The 19,299-nt window shown below is 51.6% G+C and carries 15 protein-coding genes and 1 pseudogene; 4 read left to right on the forward strand and 12 right to left on the reverse strand.

What is annotated here, in order from left to right; genetic code table 11:
• Window positions 1-16: 16 nt before the first annotated feature.
• The 5 genes from ftsB to cysD form a co-directional block, all read right to left on the reverse strand.
• On the reverse strand, window positions 17-328 hold the full coding sequence (ftsB, locus tag NA389_RS12825; protein WP_000517480.1) for a cell division protein FtsB: 312 nt from the start codon (window positions 326-328) through the stop codon (window positions 17-19).
• A 190-nt stretch (window positions 329-518) separates the two neighbouring features.
• Window positions 519-842 carry a DUF3561 family protein gene (locus tag NA389_RS12830; protein ID WP_001537530.1) on the reverse strand — a complete coding sequence of 108 codons (324 nt, stop codon included), beginning with the start codon at window positions 840-842 and terminating at the stop codon, window positions 519-521.
• 50 nt (window positions 843-892) lie between these two features.
• Entirely contained in the window at window positions 893-1,498 is a 606-nt protein-coding gene (cysC, locus tag NA389_RS12835) for an adenylyl-sulfate kinase (protein WP_001173663.1), read from the reverse strand.
• Window positions 1,485-2,924: a sulfate adenylyltransferase subunit CysN gene (gene cysN / locus NA389_RS12840; RefSeq protein WP_001092269.1), complete on the reverse strand. Its 1,440-nt coding sequence runs from the start codon at window positions 2,922-2,924 to the stop codon at window positions 1,485-1,487. Before cysN ends, cysC begins: the two co-directional genes overlap by 14 nt.
• 9 nt (window positions 2,925-2,933) lie before the next feature.
• Window positions 2,934-3,842: a sulfate adenylyltransferase subunit CysD gene (gene cysD, locus NA389_RS12845; RefSeq protein WP_000372384.1), complete on the reverse strand. Its 909-nt coding sequence runs from the start codon at window positions 3,840-3,842 to the stop codon at window positions 2,934-2,936.
• A gap of 250 nt (window positions 3,843-4,092) precedes the next feature.
• On the opposite strand from cysD, the gene NA389_RS12850 reads away from it, so the two are divergent.
• The 3 genes and pseudogenes from NA389_RS12850 to sopD all read left to right on the forward strand — a co-directional run bounded on the left by NA389_RS12850 (window position 4,093) and on the right by sopD (window position 8,170).
• The gene (locus NA389_RS12850; RefSeq protein WP_000490473.1) at window positions 4,093-5,139 is read left to right on the forward strand and encodes an aminopeptidase; all 1,047 of its coding nucleotides are present in this window, start codon (window positions 4,093-4,095) and stop codon (window positions 5,137-5,139) included.
• Window positions 5,140-5,240: 101 nt separating this feature from the next.
• Window positions 5,241-6,833: pseudogene (gene cas3 / locus NA389_RS12855) on the forward strand (CRISPR-associated helicase Cas3'); the annotation flags it as partial.
• Window positions 6,834-7,216: 383 nt separating this feature from the next.
• Window positions 7,217-8,170 (forward strand): SPI-1 type III secretion system effector SopD, encoded by a 954-nt coding sequence (sopD, locus tag NA389_RS12860; protein WP_001145533.1) that lies wholly within the window; start codon window positions 7,217-7,219, stop codon window positions 8,168-8,170.
• An 87-nt stretch (window positions 8,171-8,257) separates the two neighbouring features.
• Here the strand turns inward: sopD and cysH are convergent, their stop codons facing one another.
• From cysH to cysJ, 3 genes are all read right to left on the reverse strand, one after another.
• On the reverse strand, window positions 8,258-8,992 hold the full coding sequence (cysH, locus tag NA389_RS12865; protein WP_000080400.1) for a phosphoadenosine phosphosulfate reductase: 735 nt from the start codon (window positions 8,990-8,992) through the stop codon (window positions 8,258-8,260).
• A 75-nt stretch (window positions 8,993-9,067) separates the two neighbouring features.
• The gene (gene cysI, locus NA389_RS12870) at window positions 9,068-10,780 is read right to left on the reverse strand and encodes an assimilatory sulfite reductase (NADPH) hemoprotein subunit (protein ID WP_001290665.1); all 1,713 of its coding nucleotides are present in this window, start codon (window positions 10,778-10,780) and stop codon (window positions 9,068-9,070) included.
• Complete coding sequence (gene cysJ, locus NA389_RS12875) at window positions 10,780-12,579, reverse strand: NADPH-dependent assimilatory sulfite reductase flavoprotein subunit (RefSeq protein ID WP_000210909.1); 1,800 nt, start codon at window positions 12,577-12,579, stop codon at window positions 10,780-10,782. Before cysJ ends, cysI begins: the two co-directional genes overlap by 1 nt.
• A gap of 435 nt (window positions 12,580-13,014) precedes the next feature.
• Between cysJ and queD the strand changes: the two genes are divergently transcribed.
• The gene (queD, locus tag NA389_RS12880; protein ID WP_000108312.1) at window positions 13,015-13,377 is read left to right on the forward strand and encodes a 6-carboxytetrahydropterin synthase QueD; all 363 of its coding nucleotides are present in this window, start codon (window positions 13,015-13,017) and stop codon (window positions 13,375-13,377) included.
• A gap of 87 nt (window positions 13,378-13,464) precedes the next feature.
• Here queD and NA389_RS12885 read toward each other — a convergent pair whose 3' ends face one another.
• The 4 genes from NA389_RS12885 to pyrG all read right to left on the reverse strand — a co-directional run bounded on the left by NA389_RS12885 (window position 13,465) and on the right by pyrG (window position 19,120).
• The gene (locus NA389_RS12885; RefSeq protein WP_001667037.1) at window positions 13,465-14,262 is read right to left on the reverse strand and encodes an MBL fold metallo-hydrolase; all 798 of its coding nucleotides are present in this window, start codon (window positions 14,260-14,262) and stop codon (window positions 13,465-13,467) included.
• A 1,032-nt stretch (window positions 14,263-15,294) separates the two neighbouring features.
• Window positions 15,295-15,966 carry a 7-carboxy-7-deazaguanine synthase QueE gene (queE, locus tag NA389_RS12890; protein WP_001199956.1) on the reverse strand — a complete coding sequence of 224 codons (672 nt, stop codon included), beginning with the start codon at window positions 15,964-15,966 and terminating at the stop codon, window positions 15,295-15,297.
• Between the two features lie 135 nt (window positions 15,967-16,101).
• Window positions 16,102-17,400, reverse strand: coding sequence for a phosphopyruvate hydratase (eno, locus tag NA389_RS12895; protein ID WP_000036734.1), 1,299 nt, complete (start codon window positions 17,398-17,400; stop codon window positions 16,102-16,104).
• An 82-nt stretch (window positions 17,401-17,482) separates the two neighbouring features.
• On the reverse strand, window positions 17,483-19,120 hold the full coding sequence (gene pyrG, locus NA389_RS12900; RefSeq protein ID WP_000210867.1) for a glutamine hydrolyzing CTP synthase: 1,638 nt from the start codon (window positions 19,118-19,120) through the stop codon (window positions 17,483-17,485).
• Window positions 19,121-19,299: the final 179 nt, after the last annotated feature.

Genomic DNA, 19,299 nt, shown 5'->3' on the forward strand with positions numbered 1-19,299 from the left:
TAAATCCCTGGATGGTTTATCGATGAGTTTGCCCCGCCGTTGCCGCGCGTTTTGAGGCGTCAGGCACCAGACGATAGAAGGTTTCGCCCGGTTTGGTCATGCTAAGTTCGTTGCGCGCGCGCTCCTCAATCGCTTCCTGGCCGCCATTGAGATCGTCAATTTCGGCAAAAAGCTGATCGTTACGCGCTTTAAGTTTGGCGTTTGTCGCCTGCTGCGCGACCACATCATCGTTGACGCGGCTATAGTCATGTATGCCGTTCTTACCGAACCACAGCGAGTACTGTAGCCAGACCAGTAAAGCCAGCAACAGCAGCGTTAGTTTACCCATCCTGCCCCCTGAAAAACGGCATCATCATCCCATAACGTCCTCTGTGACTCCACATTCAGGACGGGATTGCCGCGACAACGCCGGCAAATGTACCACATTTGCCGGATGTTACGTATACCCGAGTAAGGAGAACATAATCTCATTGTTGGTTACGGTTTGAATTATGACCGGAGGCGCAGTGATAACCCGTCTACCCTAATAGCCATATGAATAACGCGCCGAACAGCGCGCCTACCGCCAGTAGAGTAAACATGATGCTAAAAAGTATTTTGCCCTTTACCAACAGATGCAACGCAATGCCGATAATCACCGATACCGGCATTAACGCGAGGAAAAAGGGCCAGGTATAGAGGAAAAAAAACAGCGTGTTAGGGCCATAAAGCAGAAAAGGGATCCCCAACGCCAGCAGCCATGACACAAAGCCGACCACCGCCCCCGGAAATGCACTGGTGGCGTCATCGTCGACCATGAAGGCGTCTGACCTTGTGAAAGTAATGTTATGGCTATTACGCATATTAAATCCTGTAACCTTGACCATACCGGGCATACAAGCCCGGTGGTGTCTCAGGATCTGATAATATCGCGCCGTCTCAGCAGGTCTAATAATTGGGAAACCAAATTTGTTACTAATTGTTCACCATTAAGATGAACCTGGGGCGAGTCAGGCGCTTCGTAAATGGCGTCGATACCGGTAAAGTTACGCAACTCGCCCGCGCGCGCTTTTTTATACAATCCTTTAGGATCGCGCTGTTCACAGATAGCCAGCGGCGTATTGACATAAATCTCGATAAAACGATCATGGCCGACGCGCTCTTTTACCAGTTGCCGCTCGGCGCGGTGCGGAGAAATAAATGCCGTCAAAACAATCAGACCGGCGTCCGCCATCAGGCTGGCCACTTCGCCTACCCGCCGGATATTCTCCTGGCGATCGGCATCGCTAAAGCCTAAATCACGGCACAAACCGTGGCGCACATTATCGCCATCCAACAGGTAGGTACTGACGCCACGCTGATGTAACGCCTCTTCCAGCGCGCCGGCCACCGTTGATTTTCCCGAACCGGAGAGTCCGGTAAACCACAGCACCACGCCACGGTGGCCGTGGAGCTGTTCACGGGCGGCGACAGTAACGGGATGAGAATGCCAGACCACGTTCTCATCATGCAGCGCCATGTTTATCTCCCAGCAAATCGCGGGCGTCCCAGTGCGGAAAATGACGGCGTACCAGCGCATTCAGCTCCAGCTCAAACGCACTGTATTCCACGGGTGGCGTCGCTCCGCGTTCGTCCAGTTCCCGCACCATGCCAGCGCCCACGGTAACGTTAGAAAGCCGGTCGATAAAAATCAGTCCGCCCGTCACCGGATTTTGCTGATAAATATCCAGCGCGAGCGGCTCATCGAATGTCATCTCTACCAGACCAATACCGTTTAACGGCAGGCTCTCGACGTCTCGTTGGGTCAGATTGTTGATATCAATCTGATAGCGAATAGCCTCGATACGCGCGCGGGTTTTCTTACCCGCGAGTTTAACGTCGTAGCTTTGGCCCGGCGCCAGCGGCTGTTCCGCCATCCATACCACATCGATCGCGGCGTGCCGCGCAGGTGCCAGCGTCTCGTTTGCCGCCAGCAGCAGATCGCCGCGGCTAATATCAATGTCGTCGTTGAGTACCAGGGTAATGGCTTCGCCCGCACAGGCTTCTTCTTTGTCGCCATCAAAAGTGACGATACGCGCCACGCTGGATTCCACGCCGGACGGCAGCACTTTAATGCGCTCTCCGACTTTGACGCTACCAGACGCCAGAGTGCCGGCATACCCCCGAAAATCAAGATTCGGGCGATTGACGTATTGTACCGGAAAGCGCATCGGCTGACGGTCTACCGCACGCTGTATGTCTACCGTTTCCAGGACTTCCAGCAGCGTCGGACCGCTGTACCAGCGCATATTCGCGCTCTGCGCGGCGACATTATCCCCTTCCAGCGCCGAAAGCGGGACAAAGCGAATATCCAGATCGCCCGGCAACTGTTCAGCAAAGGTCAGATAATCTTCACGAATACGGGCGAAGGTCTCTTCGCGGTAGTCAACGAGATCCATTTTGTTGATTGCCACCACCAGATGTTTGATCCCCAACAGAGTGGAGATAAAGCTATGGCGACGCGTCTGATCCAGCACGCCTTTACGCGCGTCGATCAGTAGGATCGCCAGATCGCAGGTGGACGCCCCGGTCGCCATATTACGGGTATATTGTTCATGGCCCGGCGTGTCGGCGATAATAAATTTTCGTTTTTCCGTGGAGAAATAGCGGTACGCGACGTCAATAGTAATGCCCTGCTCACGCTCGGCCTGCAGCCCATCTACCAGCAGCGCCAGATCGAGTTTTTCTCCCTGCGTGCCATGACGTTTACTGTCATTATGCAGAGAAGAGAGCTGATCTTCATAAATTTGCAGGGTATCGTGCAGCAAACGACCTATCAGCGTACTTTTACCGTCATCAACGCTGCCACAGGTTAAAAAACGCAGCAGGCTTTTGTGCTGTTGGGCCATCATCCAGGCTTCGACGCCGCCTTCATTGGCGATTTGTTGTGCAAGTATGGTGTTCATGGCGGCTCCTTAGAAATACCCCTGACGTTTTTTAAGCTCCATCGACCCCGCCTGATCGCGGTCAATCATCCTTCCCTGGCGCTCGCTGGTGGTAGAAACCAGCATCTCTTCGATAATTTCCGGCAGCGTTTGCGCGTGGGATTCCACCGCCCCGGTGAGCGGCCAACAGCCAAGTGTACGGAAGCGCACCATCCTTTTTTTGATGACTTCGCCAGGCTGGAGATCGATACGATCGTCATCCACCATCATCAACATGCCGTCACGTTCCAGAACCGGGCGTTCAGCAGCCAAATACAGCGGCACGATGTCGATGTTTTCCAGCCAGATGTATTGCCAGATATCCTGCTCTGTCCAGTTGGAGAGCGGGAAGACGCGTATACTTTCGCCTTTATTAATCTGACCGTTATAGTTACGCCACAACTCTGGCCGCTGATTTTTCGGGTCCCAGCGATGGAAACGGTCACGAAAGGAGTAAATACGTTCTTTCGCGCGGGATTTTTCCTCATCGCGCCGTGCGCCGCCGAACGCGGCATCAAAACCGTACTTATTCAGCGCCTGCTTTAACCCTTCGGTTTTCATAATGTCGGTGTGTTTAGCGCTACCGTGAACGAACGGATTGATGCCCATCGCCACACCTTCCGGATTTTTATGTACCAGCAATTCGCAGCCATATGCGTTGGCGGTACGATCGCGAAAGGCGTACATCTCACGGAATTTCCAACCGGTATCAACGTGCAATAGCGGGAACGGTAACGTACCCGGATAAAACGCCTTACGCGCCAGATGCAGCATGACGCTGGAGTCTTTACCAATGGAGTACAGCATGACCGGATTAGCGAATTCCGCTGCCACTTCACGGATAATGTGGATACTTTCCGCCTCCAGTTGCCGCAGGTGGGTGAGTCGTTTTTGATCCATAACCGTTCCTTTGCAATACCGTTTTTTGCTAAACATTTCGATTACACGACTATAGGGAGCGCAGGAGAGTGAATGAAATGACGAATTGGAATGAGTAGTTCCTCAAAGGAATAACGCGGCCCAAAAACCAATATCAAAAAATGCTTAACGTACCGGATTGCCAGCATTTAGGAGCAAATGAAATTGTATTAACACGATCGCGGTTTCATACTAGCCACGTAAAATTTTGTTCTGTATTTAAGGACTCATTATGTTTTCCGCAACGCGCCGCTTTGCCGTCATTCTGGCGCTCGGCGTAGGCTTTATTCTTCCTGCACAAGCAGCATCACCAGAGCCTGGTGAAATAGCGAATACTCAGGCACGACATATCGCCACCTTTTTTCCCGGGAGAATGACTGGCTCCCCCGCCGAGATGTTATCTGCCGATTATTTACGCCAACAATTTACCCAGATGGGATACCAAAGCGATATTCGAACGTTTAATAGCCGATTTATTTATACTACGAAGGATAATCGCAAAAACTGGCATAACGTGACGGGCAGTACGGTCATCGCCGCCCATGAAGGGCGCGTGCCGCAACAGATCATCATTATGGCGCATCTGGATACCTACGCTCCGCAGAGCGACGCTGATGTCGATGCCAATCTGGGCGGTTTAACGTTACAAGGAATGGATGATAATGCCGCGGGATTAGGCGTTATGCTGGAACTGGCGGCGCGCCTGAAAGATATACCGACCCATTACGGGATTCGTTTTATCGCCACCAGCGGGGAAGAAGAGGGAAAGCTAGGCGCGGAAAATTTACTCAAACGAATGAGTGACGCTGAGAAGAAAAATACGCTGCTGGTCATTAATCTCGATAACCTGATTGTTGGCGACAAGCTCTATTTTAATAGCGGGAAAAATACGCCGGAAGCGGTGCGTACACTGACCCGCGATCGGGCATTAGCGATTGCGCGCCGTTATGGTATCGCCGCCAACACCAATCCGGGACGCAATCCATCCTACCCCAAAGGAACGGGTTGCTGTAATGATGCGGAGGTTTTCGATAAAGCGGGAATATCTGTGCTTTCTGTTGAGGCGACGAACTGGAATCTGGGTAAAAAAGACGGATACCAGCAACGCGTGAAAAATGCCTCCTTCCCGAACGGTAATAGCTGGCACGACGTACGGCTTGATAATCAACAGCATATTGACAAGGCGCTACCAGGGCGAATTGAGCGCCGTAGCCGCGATGTAGTGCGGATAATGCTGCCGTTGGTAAAAGAGCTGGCGAAGGCGGAAAAAACGTCCTGATATGCTGGTGAAACGTGTTTATCCCCGCTGGCGCGGGGAACACCCTGTTTCAGGTTACTACCTAATCCGTTAAGGCGGTTTATCCCCGCTGGCGCGGGGAACACGGTGGGCGAGAAATGTCGGACTCTTTCCGACAATCCATCTGGCAGCCAACAGAAAATATAGCTGAAGATTATGCCCGTGATGATGGCAACGCGACTACTGAGTGCCATACCTGGTTTGCAGATTCACGCAAAAAAGCGCTGCTGGCGGAAGTCGGCGTAGGTACGCTGGATCAACTCTTAATGGCGGTGATGCCTTTTCGCCATCAATCGCTCCGATTGCTAGGGATGCGCGACAAAATCCTGCTGCTGGATGAAGTGCACGCCTATGATGGTTATATGGTTAAATTGCTGGAAGGTTTATTGCGCTTCCATGCCGCCCAGGGCGGTAGCGCTATTATTCTGAGCGCCACTCTTCCCGCCGCTTTACGGGAAAAATTACTTAATGCGTTTAGCGATGGCGCGGGATTTATGAGCGCTGGTGGTAGCGATAACGCGGGTTATCCATGGTTAAGCCACCTCACTTCCTCCGGTCTGTTAGAGCAACCACTGGCCACACGTCCCGAAGTCCAAAGGACTGTAGCCGTTAATTGGATACAGCAGCGCCAGGAAGCACTGGACATTATTTATCGCGTTGTGGCAACCGGACAGTGCATTTGTTGGATCCGCAACACGGTTGATGATGCGCTGGACACTTACCAGCAGTTGCTACACGAGGGAATCGTTCCAGAGCAGGATCTTTTGCTTTTCCACAGCCGTTTTGCTTTTATCGATCGTATTGCTATTGAAAATAAAACGTTAAACTGGTTTGGTAACAATGCCCCCGTTTCTGAACGACGTGGTAAGGTATTAATCGCCACACAAGTCGTTGAACAAAGTCTCGATCTGGACTTTGACTGGATGATCACCGATCTGGCGCCGATTGATTTATTGATCCAGCGCGCCGGTCGCCTGCAACGCCATATCCGCGATGCCCATGGGCAACGAAAATCTACGCTTCCGGATGAACGCCAGCCACCAGTATTGCATATTCTGGCCCCTCACTGGCAGGAGCAGGCAGAAGAGGGCTGGTTGGGGCAAGAGCTAAAAGGTACCGGCTTTGTTTACGCCGATCATGCCTGCCTGTGGCGTACACAGGCGCTGCTGCGTCAACATGGTGAGATCCGTATGCCGGATAATGCCAGAGCACTCGTTGACGGCGTATACGAGCAGAAAATTGCTGCGCCAGCAGGCTTGCAGACGATCTCTGACGTTGCCTTTGGCAAAGTCCTTAGCCAACGTTCAGTGGCTGCGCAAAATTTATTACGTTACGATCTCGGTTACGATCGAGAAGCCAGCGACTTTTTATGGGATAAAGATAGAGAATTTTCTACCCGTCTGGGTGAAGAGAGTGTTGATGTTTATCTCGCCAGAAAAGACATTGATGGACAGCTACGCCCTTTAGTTGATGAAATAGATTTCTGCTGGGAAAAAAGTCGCTTATCCGTCCGAAAATCATGGTGGCAAAAAAATTCTGGTACATTCCAATGTCCAGATGAGGAAACATTAGCCTGTTTCAGAAAACGCCACCATCGCCCTTCCGGACAGGTTGTGCTGGTATCTGATGCCGGAGAAGCTAGCTATTATAGTAAACGTTTTGGATTGGTTGGATAACGGGTATTATTCTAACTCCGTTGTATAGAGAAGTTATTACATTAGATTCACCAAAATCTTTGTAGCTTCTCTATCTACATCCATTTCCATGAATACCCTTAATTAATTAAATTTAACTACTTCATTTCATCATACTTTATCTCTCAGCATCAACACCATTCATGACAAACCAAAATTTAAAAAAACGACCATTTGCGGCGAATCATCTACCTTTTGTCTGAATTATCGTCACCATAAAGGATTGCCAACACTAAATGTGCTGTATTTATAATGCCGTTCAAATTCTCTCCTGTAGTAAACCTTGTCTGTTTAATAAAAAAGAGGGAGTTGAACGATATATTTTACTCCGGATATTAAATAATATAAATTTGAAGGAAAATATTATGCCAGTCACTTTAAGCTTCGGTAATCATCAAAATTATACGCTTAATGAAAGTCGGCTTGCTCATCTGTTAAGCGCAGATAAAGAAAAAGCAATCCATATGGGGGGCTGGGATAAAGTCCAGGATCATTTTAGAGCGGAAAAAAAGGACCATGCGCTGGAAGTGTTACACTCCATCATTCACGGGCAGGGCCGTGGTGAACCTGGAGAGATGGAAGTTAACGTAGAGGATATAAATAAAATTTACGCCTTTAAACGGCTACAACATCTGGCCTGCCCGGCTCATCAGGATCTGTTTACTATCAAGTTGGACGCTTCTCAGACACAATTTTTACTTATGGTCGGCGACACGGTGATCAGCCAAAGCAATATTAAGGACATCCTCAATATATCAGATGATGCAGTGATAGAATCTATGAGTAGAGAGGAGAGACAGTTATTTTTACAAATATGCGAGGTGATTGGTGCGAAGATGACCTGGCACCCGGAATTACTTCAGGAGTCGATTTCTACTCTACGAAAAGAAGTGACGGGCAATGCACAAATCAAAGCGACGGTTTATGAGATGATGCGTCCCGCAGAGGCTCCAGACCACCCGCTTGTCGAATGGCAGGACTCACTTACTGCAGATGAAAAATCGATGCTGGCCTGTATTAATGCCGGTAACTTTGAGCCTACGACTCAGTTTTGCAAAATAGGTTATCAGGAGGTACAAGGTGAAGTCGCTTTTAGCATGATGCATCCGTGCATCTCCTATTTACTACATAGCTATTCACCGTTTGCAGAGTTTAAACCAACAAATTCTGGTTTTTTAAAAAAACTTAATCAGGATTATAACGACTATCATGCAAAAAAAATGTTTATTGATGTAATTCTTGAAAAGATATATCTAACGCATGAACGTTCTTTGCACATTGGTAAAGATGGGTGCAGTCGTAATATATTACTGACATAAAGATAGTCAGTAAAATAACTAATTTAAAATCCGGCTGCCTGCCGGATTTTTCATAGCAGCAAGTATAATTATACCGCGTAAGGACAATTACCCTTCATGCAGCCCGCACTCGCGCTTCAGTCCGAAGAAGCGTGTCTCTTCTTCCGCCATACCCGGCTCCCATTTGCGGGTGGTGTGCGTATCGCCCACCGACAGATAGCCCTGATCCCACAGCGGATGGTATTTCAGACCGTGCTTTTGCAGATACTGGTAAACCGTGCGGTTATCCCAGTCGATAATCGGCAGCACTTTAAACACGCCGCGCTGGATAGCGAGAACGGGTAAATGCGCGCGGCTACCGGACTGCTCGCGACGCAGACCGGCAAACCAGGTCTGCGCGTTTAACTCTTTGAGCGCCCGGTTCATCGGCTCGACTTTGTTGATGTCATTGTATTTCTCAATGCCCTCAACGCCCTGCTCCCACAGTTTGCCGTAGCGCGCTTCCTGCCAGGCCGGACTTTCGCCCGCGCGGTAAACTTTCAGATTGAGTTTAAGTTTGTCCGTTAACTCATCAATAAACTGATAGGTTTCCGGGAACAAATAGCCGGTATCGGTGAGGATCACCGGGATATCCGGGCGAATCTGGTTCACCAGGTGCAGGCTCACCGCCGCCTGGATGCCAAAGCTTGAAGAAAGCACATATTCGCCGGGCAGATTTTCCAGCGCCCAGGCCACGCGTTCTTCGGCTGTTAGCGTTTCCAGTTGGACGTTGGTTTCCGCCAACGCCAGTACGCGATCGACTTTTGGCAGTTCATTCAATGCGTTGAGATCGAGTTGGGACATAAGTTCCTCACTGTTTGCCTTGCCTGATGGCGCTGTGCTTATCAGGCCTACACAGACGCCATCCGGCAATTCAGGTTATTCCCAGAAATCACGCGCGGGATCGAGCACCGGGCGAATGATGCCCGCACGCACCGTAAAGTCGCCAAAGCCTTCACCCGCTTCACGCTCTTTCGCCCAGCGCCCAATCAGTTCATCCAGCGAAGCCAGAATATCCGGCTCGGTGATATTTTCTTGATACATCCGTGGGATACGTGTCCCAATACGGTTGCCGCCAAGATGCAGGTTATAACGACCAGGCGCTTTCCCTACTAAGCCAATTTCCGCCAGCATCGCGCGACCACAGCCGTTCGGGCAGCCGGTCACGCGCATCACGATATGCTCATCAGGAATGCCGTGTTTTTCCAGAATCGCTTCCACTTTGTCCGTGAACGACGGCAGGAAACGCTCGGCTTCCGCCATTGCCAGCGGGCAGGTTGGGAACGACACGCAGGCCATTGAGTTTTCACGCTGCGCGCTCACGGCATTCATCAACCCGTGGTCGCGCGCCAGCGTCTCGATTTTCACTTTCTGGCTTTCCGGCACGCTGGCAATAATCAGGTTCTGGTTAGCGGTAATACGGAACTCGCCCTGATGAATCTTCGCGATCTCCAGCAGGCCGGTTTTCAGCGGGCGCCCCGGATAATCCAGGATACGACCATTTTCGATAAACAGCGTCAGGTGCCAGTTGTTGTCGATCCCTTTCACCCAACCGATACGATCGCCGCGACCGGTAAACTCATACGGGCGGATCGGCTCAAATTTGATCCCCGCGCGACGCTCGACTTCCGCTTTAAACGTCTCCAGTCCCACGCGCTCAAGGGTGTATTTGGTTTTGGCATTTTTCCTGTCGGTACGGTTACCCCAGTCGCGCTGCGTCGTCACTACCGCTTCGGCCACCGCCAGGGTGTGCTCCAGCGGCAGATAGCCAAACTCGCTGGCCGTACGAGCGTAGGTTTTCTTATTACCATGCTCAATAGACAGACCGCCGCCCACCAGCAGGTTAAAGCCGACCAGCTTGCCGTTCTCGGCAATCGCCACAAAGTTCATGTCGTTGGCGTGCAGATCGATATCGTTTTGCGGCGGGATCACCACCGTGGTTTTGAACTTACGCGGCAGATAGGTCTGACCGAGGATCGGCTCTTCATCGGTGGTCGCCACCTTCTCCTGATCGAGCCAGATCTCCGCATACGCACGGGTGCGCGGCAGCAGATGTTCGGAGATCTTCTTCGCCCACTCGTAGGCTTCCGCGTGCAACTGCGATTCGTACGGGTTGGAGGTGCACAGCACGTTACGGTTCATGTCGTTGGCGGTCGCCAGCGCGTCCAGCCCCACCGAATGCAGCATCTGGTGCACCGGCTTGACGTTCTTCTTCAGAATGCCGTGGAACTGGAAGGTCTGGCGGTTGGTCAGACGGATACTGCCATAAATCGTGTTATCCGCCGCGAATTTATCGATCGCCTGCCATTGCGTCGTAGTAATCACCCCGCCCGGCAGGCGGCAGCGCAGCAGCATCGCGTGGCGCGGCTCCAGCTTCTGCGCCGCACGCTCGGCGCGAATATCGCGGTCATCCTGCTGATACATGCCATGAAAGCGTATTAGCAGGAAGTTGTCGCCTTTAAAACCGCCGGTGAGACCGTCGTTCAGATCTTCCGCAATGGTACCGCGCAGGTAGTTGCTTTCCAGCTTCATGCGCTCGGCATCGGACAGTTTACCTTCGACCACCAGTGGGCCTGGATGTTTTTCGCTCATTAGTAGACATCTCGCTGATAACGGCGCTCGACGCGCAGCTCACTTAAAAATTCATCCGCCGCTTCGATGTCCATTGCACCGAATTCAGCAATCACTTCCAGCAATGCTTTTTCGACATCTGCGGCCATACGCCTGGCGTCGCCGCAGACATAAATGTGGGCACCGTCATTGATCCAGCGCCACAGCTCCGCGCCCTGTTCGCGCAGTTTGTCTTGTACGTAGATTTTTTCTTTTTGATCGCGGGACCAGGCCAGATCGATCCGGTTCAGCACGCCTTCTTTCACGTAACGCTGCCATTCAACCTGATAAAGGAAGTCTTCGGTGAAGTGCGGGTTACCGAAGAACAGCCAGTTCTTGCCTTCCGCACCGTCGGCGGCGCGTTGCTGCATAAAGGCGCGGAACGGCGCGATACCCGTACCTGGGCCAATCATAATCACCGGCGTTTCCGGGTTAGCTGGCAGGCGGAAATTATCGTTGTGTTCAATAAACACGCGCACTTCGCCCTCTTCTTCCACGCGGTCGGCGAGGAAGCTGGAAGCACCACCCGCGCGGGCGCGGCCTTCAATATCGTAGCGCACGACGCCGACGGTTACGTGTACTTCGCTTTCGACTTCCGCCTGCGCGGAGGCGATGGAGTACAGACGCGGCGTCAGCGGACGCAGCAGGCCGATTAATGCTTCAGCGTCGAGCTGCGCCGGAGAGAAACGCACCATATCAACAATGGGCGTGGTCGCGGCGTAGTGCTGGAGCTGCGCTTTGTCGCCCACTAATGGCAACAGCGACTCACTGCGCGTCAGGGTCGCGTAGTTCTCAACAATGTTGGCGGTATTCACCGTCAGCTCGAAGTGCCACTCCAGCGCTTCGGCGAGCGGCAGGGTTTTACCATCAACCGTCACCGGCTCATCGCCCTTCAGCCACAGCAACTCAACCAGCTCCTTCACCAGAGCCGGATCGTTCTGATACCAGACGCCCAGCGCATCGCCCGGCTGGTAACGCAGACCGGAGTCGCCTAAATCAATCTCAATATGGCGAACGTCTTTTTCCGAGTTGCGACCGGTGATTTTCTGATTCACGGAGAGGGTCGCGGTCAGCGGCGCGTCTTTGGTATAGGGGCTGGTGTGGATGTCGTTTACCGCGCCAGTAGCGACGGATTGCGAAGGTGCCGCGACAGGTGCGCGGGACTTCAGAACATCAACCACGCGGGCGCGCCATTCGCTGGCAGCTGCCTGATATTCAACGTCAGCATCGACACGGTCGAGCAGACGTTCACCGCCCAGTTCCGCCAGTTTGCTGTCGAAATCTTTTCCGGACTGGCAGAAGAATTCATAGGATGTATCGCCAAGGCTAAATACGGCAAACGCGGTGTTTTCCAGTTTCGGCGCTTTTTTCGAGAACAGGAATTTATGCAGCGCGACAGCCTCTTCCGGCGGCTCGCCTTCTCCCTGGGTGGACGTCACTATCACCAACAGTTTTTCACTGGCAATCTGTTTGAATTTGTAGTCGCCAGCGTTCACCAAAGTCACATTAAGGTTGGCCGCCAGCAGATCATCACGCAGCGCTTCCGCCACACGACGCGCATTGCCAGTTTGCGAAGCGGAGATAAGCGTAACTCCCGGCATCTTCCCCTCAGGAGCAGGCGTGACGGCAACAGCGCCTGAGCGCGGGTTCAGTACGCCCCAAAAATAGCCGGAGACCCAGGCAAGCTGTTCGGGAGTAAGGTCGGTTGTCGCGGCCTGAAGGCGCGCCAGTTGCTCCGGATTAAGCGGAAGCAACCCAGTCAGTGGAGCCGGTGTCGTCATGCGTCGTTATGTTCCAGTAAGCAAAGCGGATCTATACACAAAATCATTCAAGTTCGCTGTAGCCCAGACTGTAAGCTGATCGCGCCCCAGGAGCGTACATAAATACGTGACTGGGGTGAGTAAACGCAGTCAACACAGATGCGGCTTGAAGGATGAAGTGTATAAGCGATAAATCCCAAACTGAGGATAAGGTTAACGGTGAGAGGAATAACAATTAAAGAAGGGTTGGAAATAACAAATAACCAAATGAACTAACCTGTTTTAGTTATCGTGATTAACGCCAAAATCGATTTTATAATTGATTGATAATTATTGAATTTTCTGGAAATTCTTAAATTAATTGCCCGTCACAAGGCGGAGAATGGTTTTAGTTAATGATAAAAAATGCGCTTTCCGGTACCCTACGGCGGTTTTTTTATTGCCTGAGAGTTCATCATGTCCACCACGTTGTATAAAGATTTCACCTTTGAAGCCGCTCACCGCCTGCCTCACGTGCCTGAAGGGCATAAGTGCGGCCGCCTGCACGGACACTCGTTTATGGTGCGTCTCGAAATTACCGGTGAAGTCGATCCACATACCGGTTGGATTATGGATTTCGCGGATCTCAAAGCGGCGTTTAAACCTACTTACGATCGTCTTGATCACTACTATCTGAATGATATTCCAGGGCTGTCCAATCCCACCAGCGAAGTGCTGGCAAAATGGATTTGGGATCAGGTTAAGCCCGTCGTGCCGCTACTGAGCGCCGTGATGGTGAAAGAAACCTGTACAGCCGGCTGCATCTATCGCGGCGAATAAGGTTTATTAACGCGTGGGCTGGATGCCAAATTGATTCCAGCCTATTCACACGACGTTTTATCAGTGAAAACATTGTCCAGCGCGGTGTTAAAAGCGCAGCACATCACCAGTTGCAGGTGCGGTTATTTCCGGTAGCCACAACCGCCCCCAGGCCCCTGTACAGTGACAACCGCATAGTTTTTCAGGTTTGTGTTCTTGCAGAAAGCGCCTGACTCGCCACATCGTGAACGGTGATGCGCAGCGGAGATGAAATCCGCCGACAAGCGCGTAAATCCGCTTTATACCGGTAATGTTCTGACAGTGCCGGACAATATTTGCGATTCCCCGATGCCCGCATCCCGTAATGATGACTAATCCTTTTGCCGACTGGTAAATCAGTACGCCCTCATCCAAAATAGAGTCCGGCTCCGCATCGTGGCCGCCAAAAATGCCGTAGGCTTCAGGCGCGACCACTGGTATTTCCCCTGACCAGATAAAGTTTTCGCCAATCGGCAGGGGGCCACGCGTGTACATCATTCGGTAGCGTGAATAGTCCACCTCACATGACAATTTTTTTATTTTTCGGGTAATACCGAGAAAAGTCATTGCCGCATAACGTTCGCGCGCAATATCGGGATGGCAGATGATTCGACTGTTATCAGGAAGCCATGGCACGCCGCCGCAATGATCGTAATGACCATGCGAAAGCACCACAGCAGACACATCGGACAGGTCGATCCCCATCGCCAACGCGTTTTGCATAAAACTGCCATCAGGGCCGGTATCGAACAAGATCGACGTAGACTCATCCTCGACCAACAGGCTTAATCCTGGTCGGGCCTTCAACGATTTATCCGCTCCAGCTCCCTTATGATTTTCGAGCAATACCCTGATCCTTAACGCCATGGCCTTCTCCTGTATAAAAGCCTCCCCGGAAAAACGCGGCCTTTTTACTTTACAGGTTTGTACCAGCCATTACTGGTACACAGATTATGATTATGCAACGGCTATCCTTGTTGGCGCGGGGAACACGTTACCGTTGGCGTAACGCTGAATTGTTGGTACGGTTTATCCCCGCTGACGCGGGTAACACACGGCAACGGATGCGACCGCCAACGCGATCCCCGGTTTATCCCCGCTGGCGCGGCGAACACCTGAGAGGAACCAGGGAAAGATGTTTTGGGATCGGTTTATCCCCGCTGGCGCGGGGAACACTGCCTGAAACTTTCCATGAACTGGCTGTAACGCGGTTTATCCCCGCTGGCGCGGGAAACACAATTATTCCCTCCCATGCACCCTGTTCTCACCCGGTTTATCCCCGCTGGCGCGGGGAACACCCCTTCGCTCTCGATCCAGTGCTGCGCATGAGCGGTTTATCCCCGCTGGCGCGGGGAACACCCAATTCAATCCCTTGTTGACCTTAGTAAATCCGGTTTATCCCCGCTGGCGCGGGGAACACTCCCCGGAGCGAATCCGATAGTAGCGTCCTCCCGGTTTATCCCCGCTGGCGCGGGGAACACTCCGTTTACGATATTCCGGCATCGTATTTCGGCGGTTTATCCCCGCTGACGCGGGGAACACTCACGCATCGCCTGTTGCGCGCCCTCATACGCCGGTTTATCCCCGCTGGCGCGGGGAACACACTAAACGTATATCATTGTTTATAAACTACTTTTTGTCAGCACCACATTCTACCAACATAATCGCAACAATTTAAATTATTAAAGAACAGCTAATTTGCTGATTTTGATGCAAAAAAGTTCATAGAATGATTTTTTCTTTAAATTTACCAAAATAGCGTGATCCGTGCATCGCTATGGAAAAATTTATCAGCGCTTTTATACACTCATCGAAATTCACATAGAGAAAATAAACAATGCAAGGTAATGGATGAGTCACAGACGGCATCGGCAGGCCGTCCGTAGGATTAGTAATGCATCAGGCGATATTTAAATATTTATGTGTTTGCATCGACAAACGCCAGTTACGCGCAATACAAGTTTCAATACACAGACGCGTCGCGTCTTCTTTCTGGCTAATGGGCTGCAAAGCAATCACGCGCGGTTTATCATCGCTCAGCGTGGCTAACAGTTCATCCAGCGCCTCAATATCACGAACTCGCCCAACGGGATGCTTGATTTCATTGGCGCGCTCCAGCGCCTGGGAAAGCACGTCATATCCCCCGCGCATATTCACTTTTGGTGAAACCGTTACCCAGGTGTTAGGCGTACAGCGCACTTCGTGCGTCCCGCTGGTTTCAATCTGACAACTAAAACCACTCTTTTCAAGCAGATCGGTGAGCGGCATGAGGTCGTGAATACAGGGTTCGCCACCGGTGATGACAACGTGACGCGCGGTATAGTCCTGACGATTAATCACCGCCAGCAGATCTTCACTGCTCGCAGCACCCCATTTGTCGCTCTCTTTGGTTTTTGCCAGAATGCTGAACAGAGACACTTCCCGATCGCTCAGTTTATCCCAGGTATGCTTAGTATCACACCAGGCACAGCCGACCGGACATCCTTGTAAACGAATAAAAATAGCGGGGACGCCGGTAAAATAACCCTCGCCTTGTAGGGTCTGGAACATCTCGTTAATCGGGTACTGCATAGCGTTCTCTGTTAAGGGGATAATCGTTAATTATTGCAGATTTCGTCTGCCCGGTCATGCACAGCGGCTGCGCTATTGAACAGATACAAAAAAACCCGCCGAAGCGGGTTTATACGTTAAGAGGTAAAAGCAGGATTACGCCTGGCCTTTGATCTCTTTACGACCGTTGTACGGTGCTTTTTCGCCCAGCGCTTCTTCGATACGAATCAGCTGGTTGTATTTAGCAACGCGGTCAGAACGGCTCATAGAACCGGTTTTGATCTGGCCTGCAGCGGTACCAACAGCCAGATCAGCGATGGTAGCGTCTTCAGTTTCACCAGAACGGTGAGAGATGACAGCAGTGTAGCCAGCGTCTTTCGCCATCTTGATTGCAGCCAGAGTTTCGGTCAGAGAACCGATCTGGTTGAATTTGATCAGGATGGAGTTAGCGATGCCTTTCTCGATGCCTTCTTTCAGGATTTTGGTGTTGGTTACGAACAGGTCGTCACCAACCAGCTGGATTTTGTCGCCCAGTACTTTGGTCTGGTATGCAAAACCGTCCCAGTCAGACTCGTCCAGACCATCTTCGATGGAAACGATCGGGTACTGTTTGGTCAGTTCTTCCAGGAAGTGGGTGAATTCTTCGGAGGTGAACGCTTTGTTGCCTTCGCCAGCCAGAACGTATTTACCGTCTTTGTAGAATTCAGATGCTGCGCAGTCCATCGCCAGGGTGATGTCTTTACCCAGCTCGTAACCAGCCGCTTTAACCGCTTCAGCGATAACAGCCAGTGCTTCCGCGTTGGAGCCCAGGTTCGGCGCATAGCCGCCTTCGTCACCCACAGCGGTGTTCATGCCTTTGCCTTTCAGCACTTTTGCCAGGTGATGGAAAACTTCAGAACCCATACGGATGGCTTCTTTAACCGTTTTCGCGCCAACCGGCTGGATCATGAATTCCTGGATGTCGACGTTGTTGTCAGCGTGCTCGCCGCCGTTGATGATGTTCATCATCGGAACCGGCATGGAGTATTTGCCCGGAGTGCCGTTCAGTTCAGCAATGTGCTCGTACAGCGGCATACCTTTAGCGGCAGCAGCAGCTTTGGCGTTAGCCAGAGAGACAGCCAGAATGGCGTTTGCACCGAAGTTAGATTTGTTTTCAGTACCGTCCAGGTCGATCATGATTTTGTCGATGCCAGCCTGGTCTTTAGCGTCTTTGCCAAGAATAGCCTGAGCGATCGGGCCGTTAACCGCGCCAACAGCTTTGGTTACGCCTTTACCCAGGAAACGGGATTTGTCGCCATCGCGCAGCTCCAGCGCTTCGCGGGAACCAGTAGAAGCACCTGACGGAGCCGCCGCCATACCTACGAAACCACCTTCCAGGTGTACTTCAGCTTCAACAGTCGGGTTACCACGGGAGTCGATGATTTCACGACCGATGACTTTAACGATTTTGGACATTAGGTTTTCCTCAAGTCACTAGTTAAACTAAAACTTCAGACAAACGGTGCACCGCTTAGGGTGCACCGCTGTTCTAACTTTTTTACTTCGCCTGACGTTTCTGATGCTCGCTGGCGGCTTTAACAAAGCCGGCGAACAACGGATGTCCATCACGCGGCGTGGAAGTAAATTCCGGATGGAACTGACAGGCCACGAACCACGGATGATTCGGTACCTCAATGATCTCGACTAACTGATCATCACCGGAACGGCCTGCGACACGCAGACCCGCTGCTTCAATTTGTTTCAACAACATATTGTTGACTTCGTAACGATGGCGATGACGTTCAACAATCGTCGACGCGCCGTACAACTGACGTACCAGACTGTCATCGCTAAGCTGGCACTGCTGCGCGCCCAGGCGCATGGTGCCACCCAAATCGCTCTTCTCGCTACGGACTTCAACGTTACCGTCTTCATCGCGCCACTCGGTAATTAACGCCACAACCGGGTACTTACAGTCTGGCACAAATTCCGTTGAGTTGGCGTTGTCCATGCCGGCCACGTTACGAGCGAACTCAATCAACGCAACCTGCATCCCCAGGCAAATGCCCAGATAAGGAATATTGTTTTCACGCGCATAGCGCGCAGTGGCGATTTTACCTTCAACGCCACGATAGCCGAAGCCGCCGGGGATCAGGATAGCGTCCAAATCTTTCAGAATTTCGACGCCGCGCGTTTCAACATCTTGCGAATCGATCAATTTGATGTTGACGGTAACGCGGTTTTTCAGACCACCGTGTTTCAGCGCTTCGATCACCGACTTATAGGCATCCGGCAGTTCAATATATTTGCCGACCATGCCGATAGTCACTTCGCCTGCCGGGTTCGCTTCTTCGTAAATGACCTGTTCCCATTCAGACAGGTTTGCTTCCGGACAGTTCAAGCTGAATCGTTTACAAATATAATCATCAAGCCCCTGAGATTTCAACAGGCCTGGAATTTTATAAATGGAATCGACATCTTTCATTGAAATAACGGCTTTTTCCGGCACATTACAGAACAATGCAATTTTTGCACGCTCGTTGCCAGGAACCGCGCGATCGGAACGACAAATCAGAATATCGGGCTGAATACCGATAGACAGCAGCTCTTTCACGGAGTGCTGAGTCGGTTTAGTTTTCACTTCGCCCGCAGCCGCCAGGTAAGGTACCAGCGTCAGGTGCATAAACAGCGCGTGTTCACGACCGATATCTACCGCCAATTGACGAATCGCCTCAAGAAACGGCAGCGATTCGATATCACCGACGGTACCGCCGATTTCCACCAGTACCACATCGTGGCCTTCGCCGCCTTCCAGCACGCGCTCTTTAATCGCGTTAGTGATGTGAGGGATTACCTGTACGGTTGCGCCCAGATAGTCGCCACGGCGTTCTTTACGCAGAACGTCGGAGTAGATACGGCCAGTCGTGAAGTTGTTGCGGCGAGACATCTTGGTGCGGATGAAACGCTCGTAGTGCCCCAGGTCCAGGTCGGTTTCAGCGCCGTCTTCAGTAACGAACACTTCCCCGTGTTGGATTGGGCTCATAGTACCCGGATCGACGTTGATGTACGGATCCAGTTTCATGATGGTCACGTTGAGACCACGGGCTTCCAGAATGGCTGCGAGGGAGGCTGCGGCAATGCCTTTACCCAGAGAGGATACGACCCCGCCGGTCACAAAAATATAGTTCGTTGTCATGCGGAACCTGAGAAGTTAGGTTTAAAAGACGATGGAATAACCAGGACGGGAAAGCAGTATACCCGAACATGACCTACGCCACAAACTTTCATTATTCCTCCTCTTCGTCAGGCTGACATTCACACAGGGAGGGAGAAAATAGCCCCTTTGAGGTAAATGTTTTTGACGTAAATCAAGCG

It is taken from the genome of Salmonella sp. NW645 (genome assembly GCF_051703725.1).
Classification (GTDB): domain Bacteria; phylum Pseudomonadota; class Gammaproteobacteria; order Enterobacterales; family Enterobacteriaceae; genus Salmonella; species Salmonella enterica.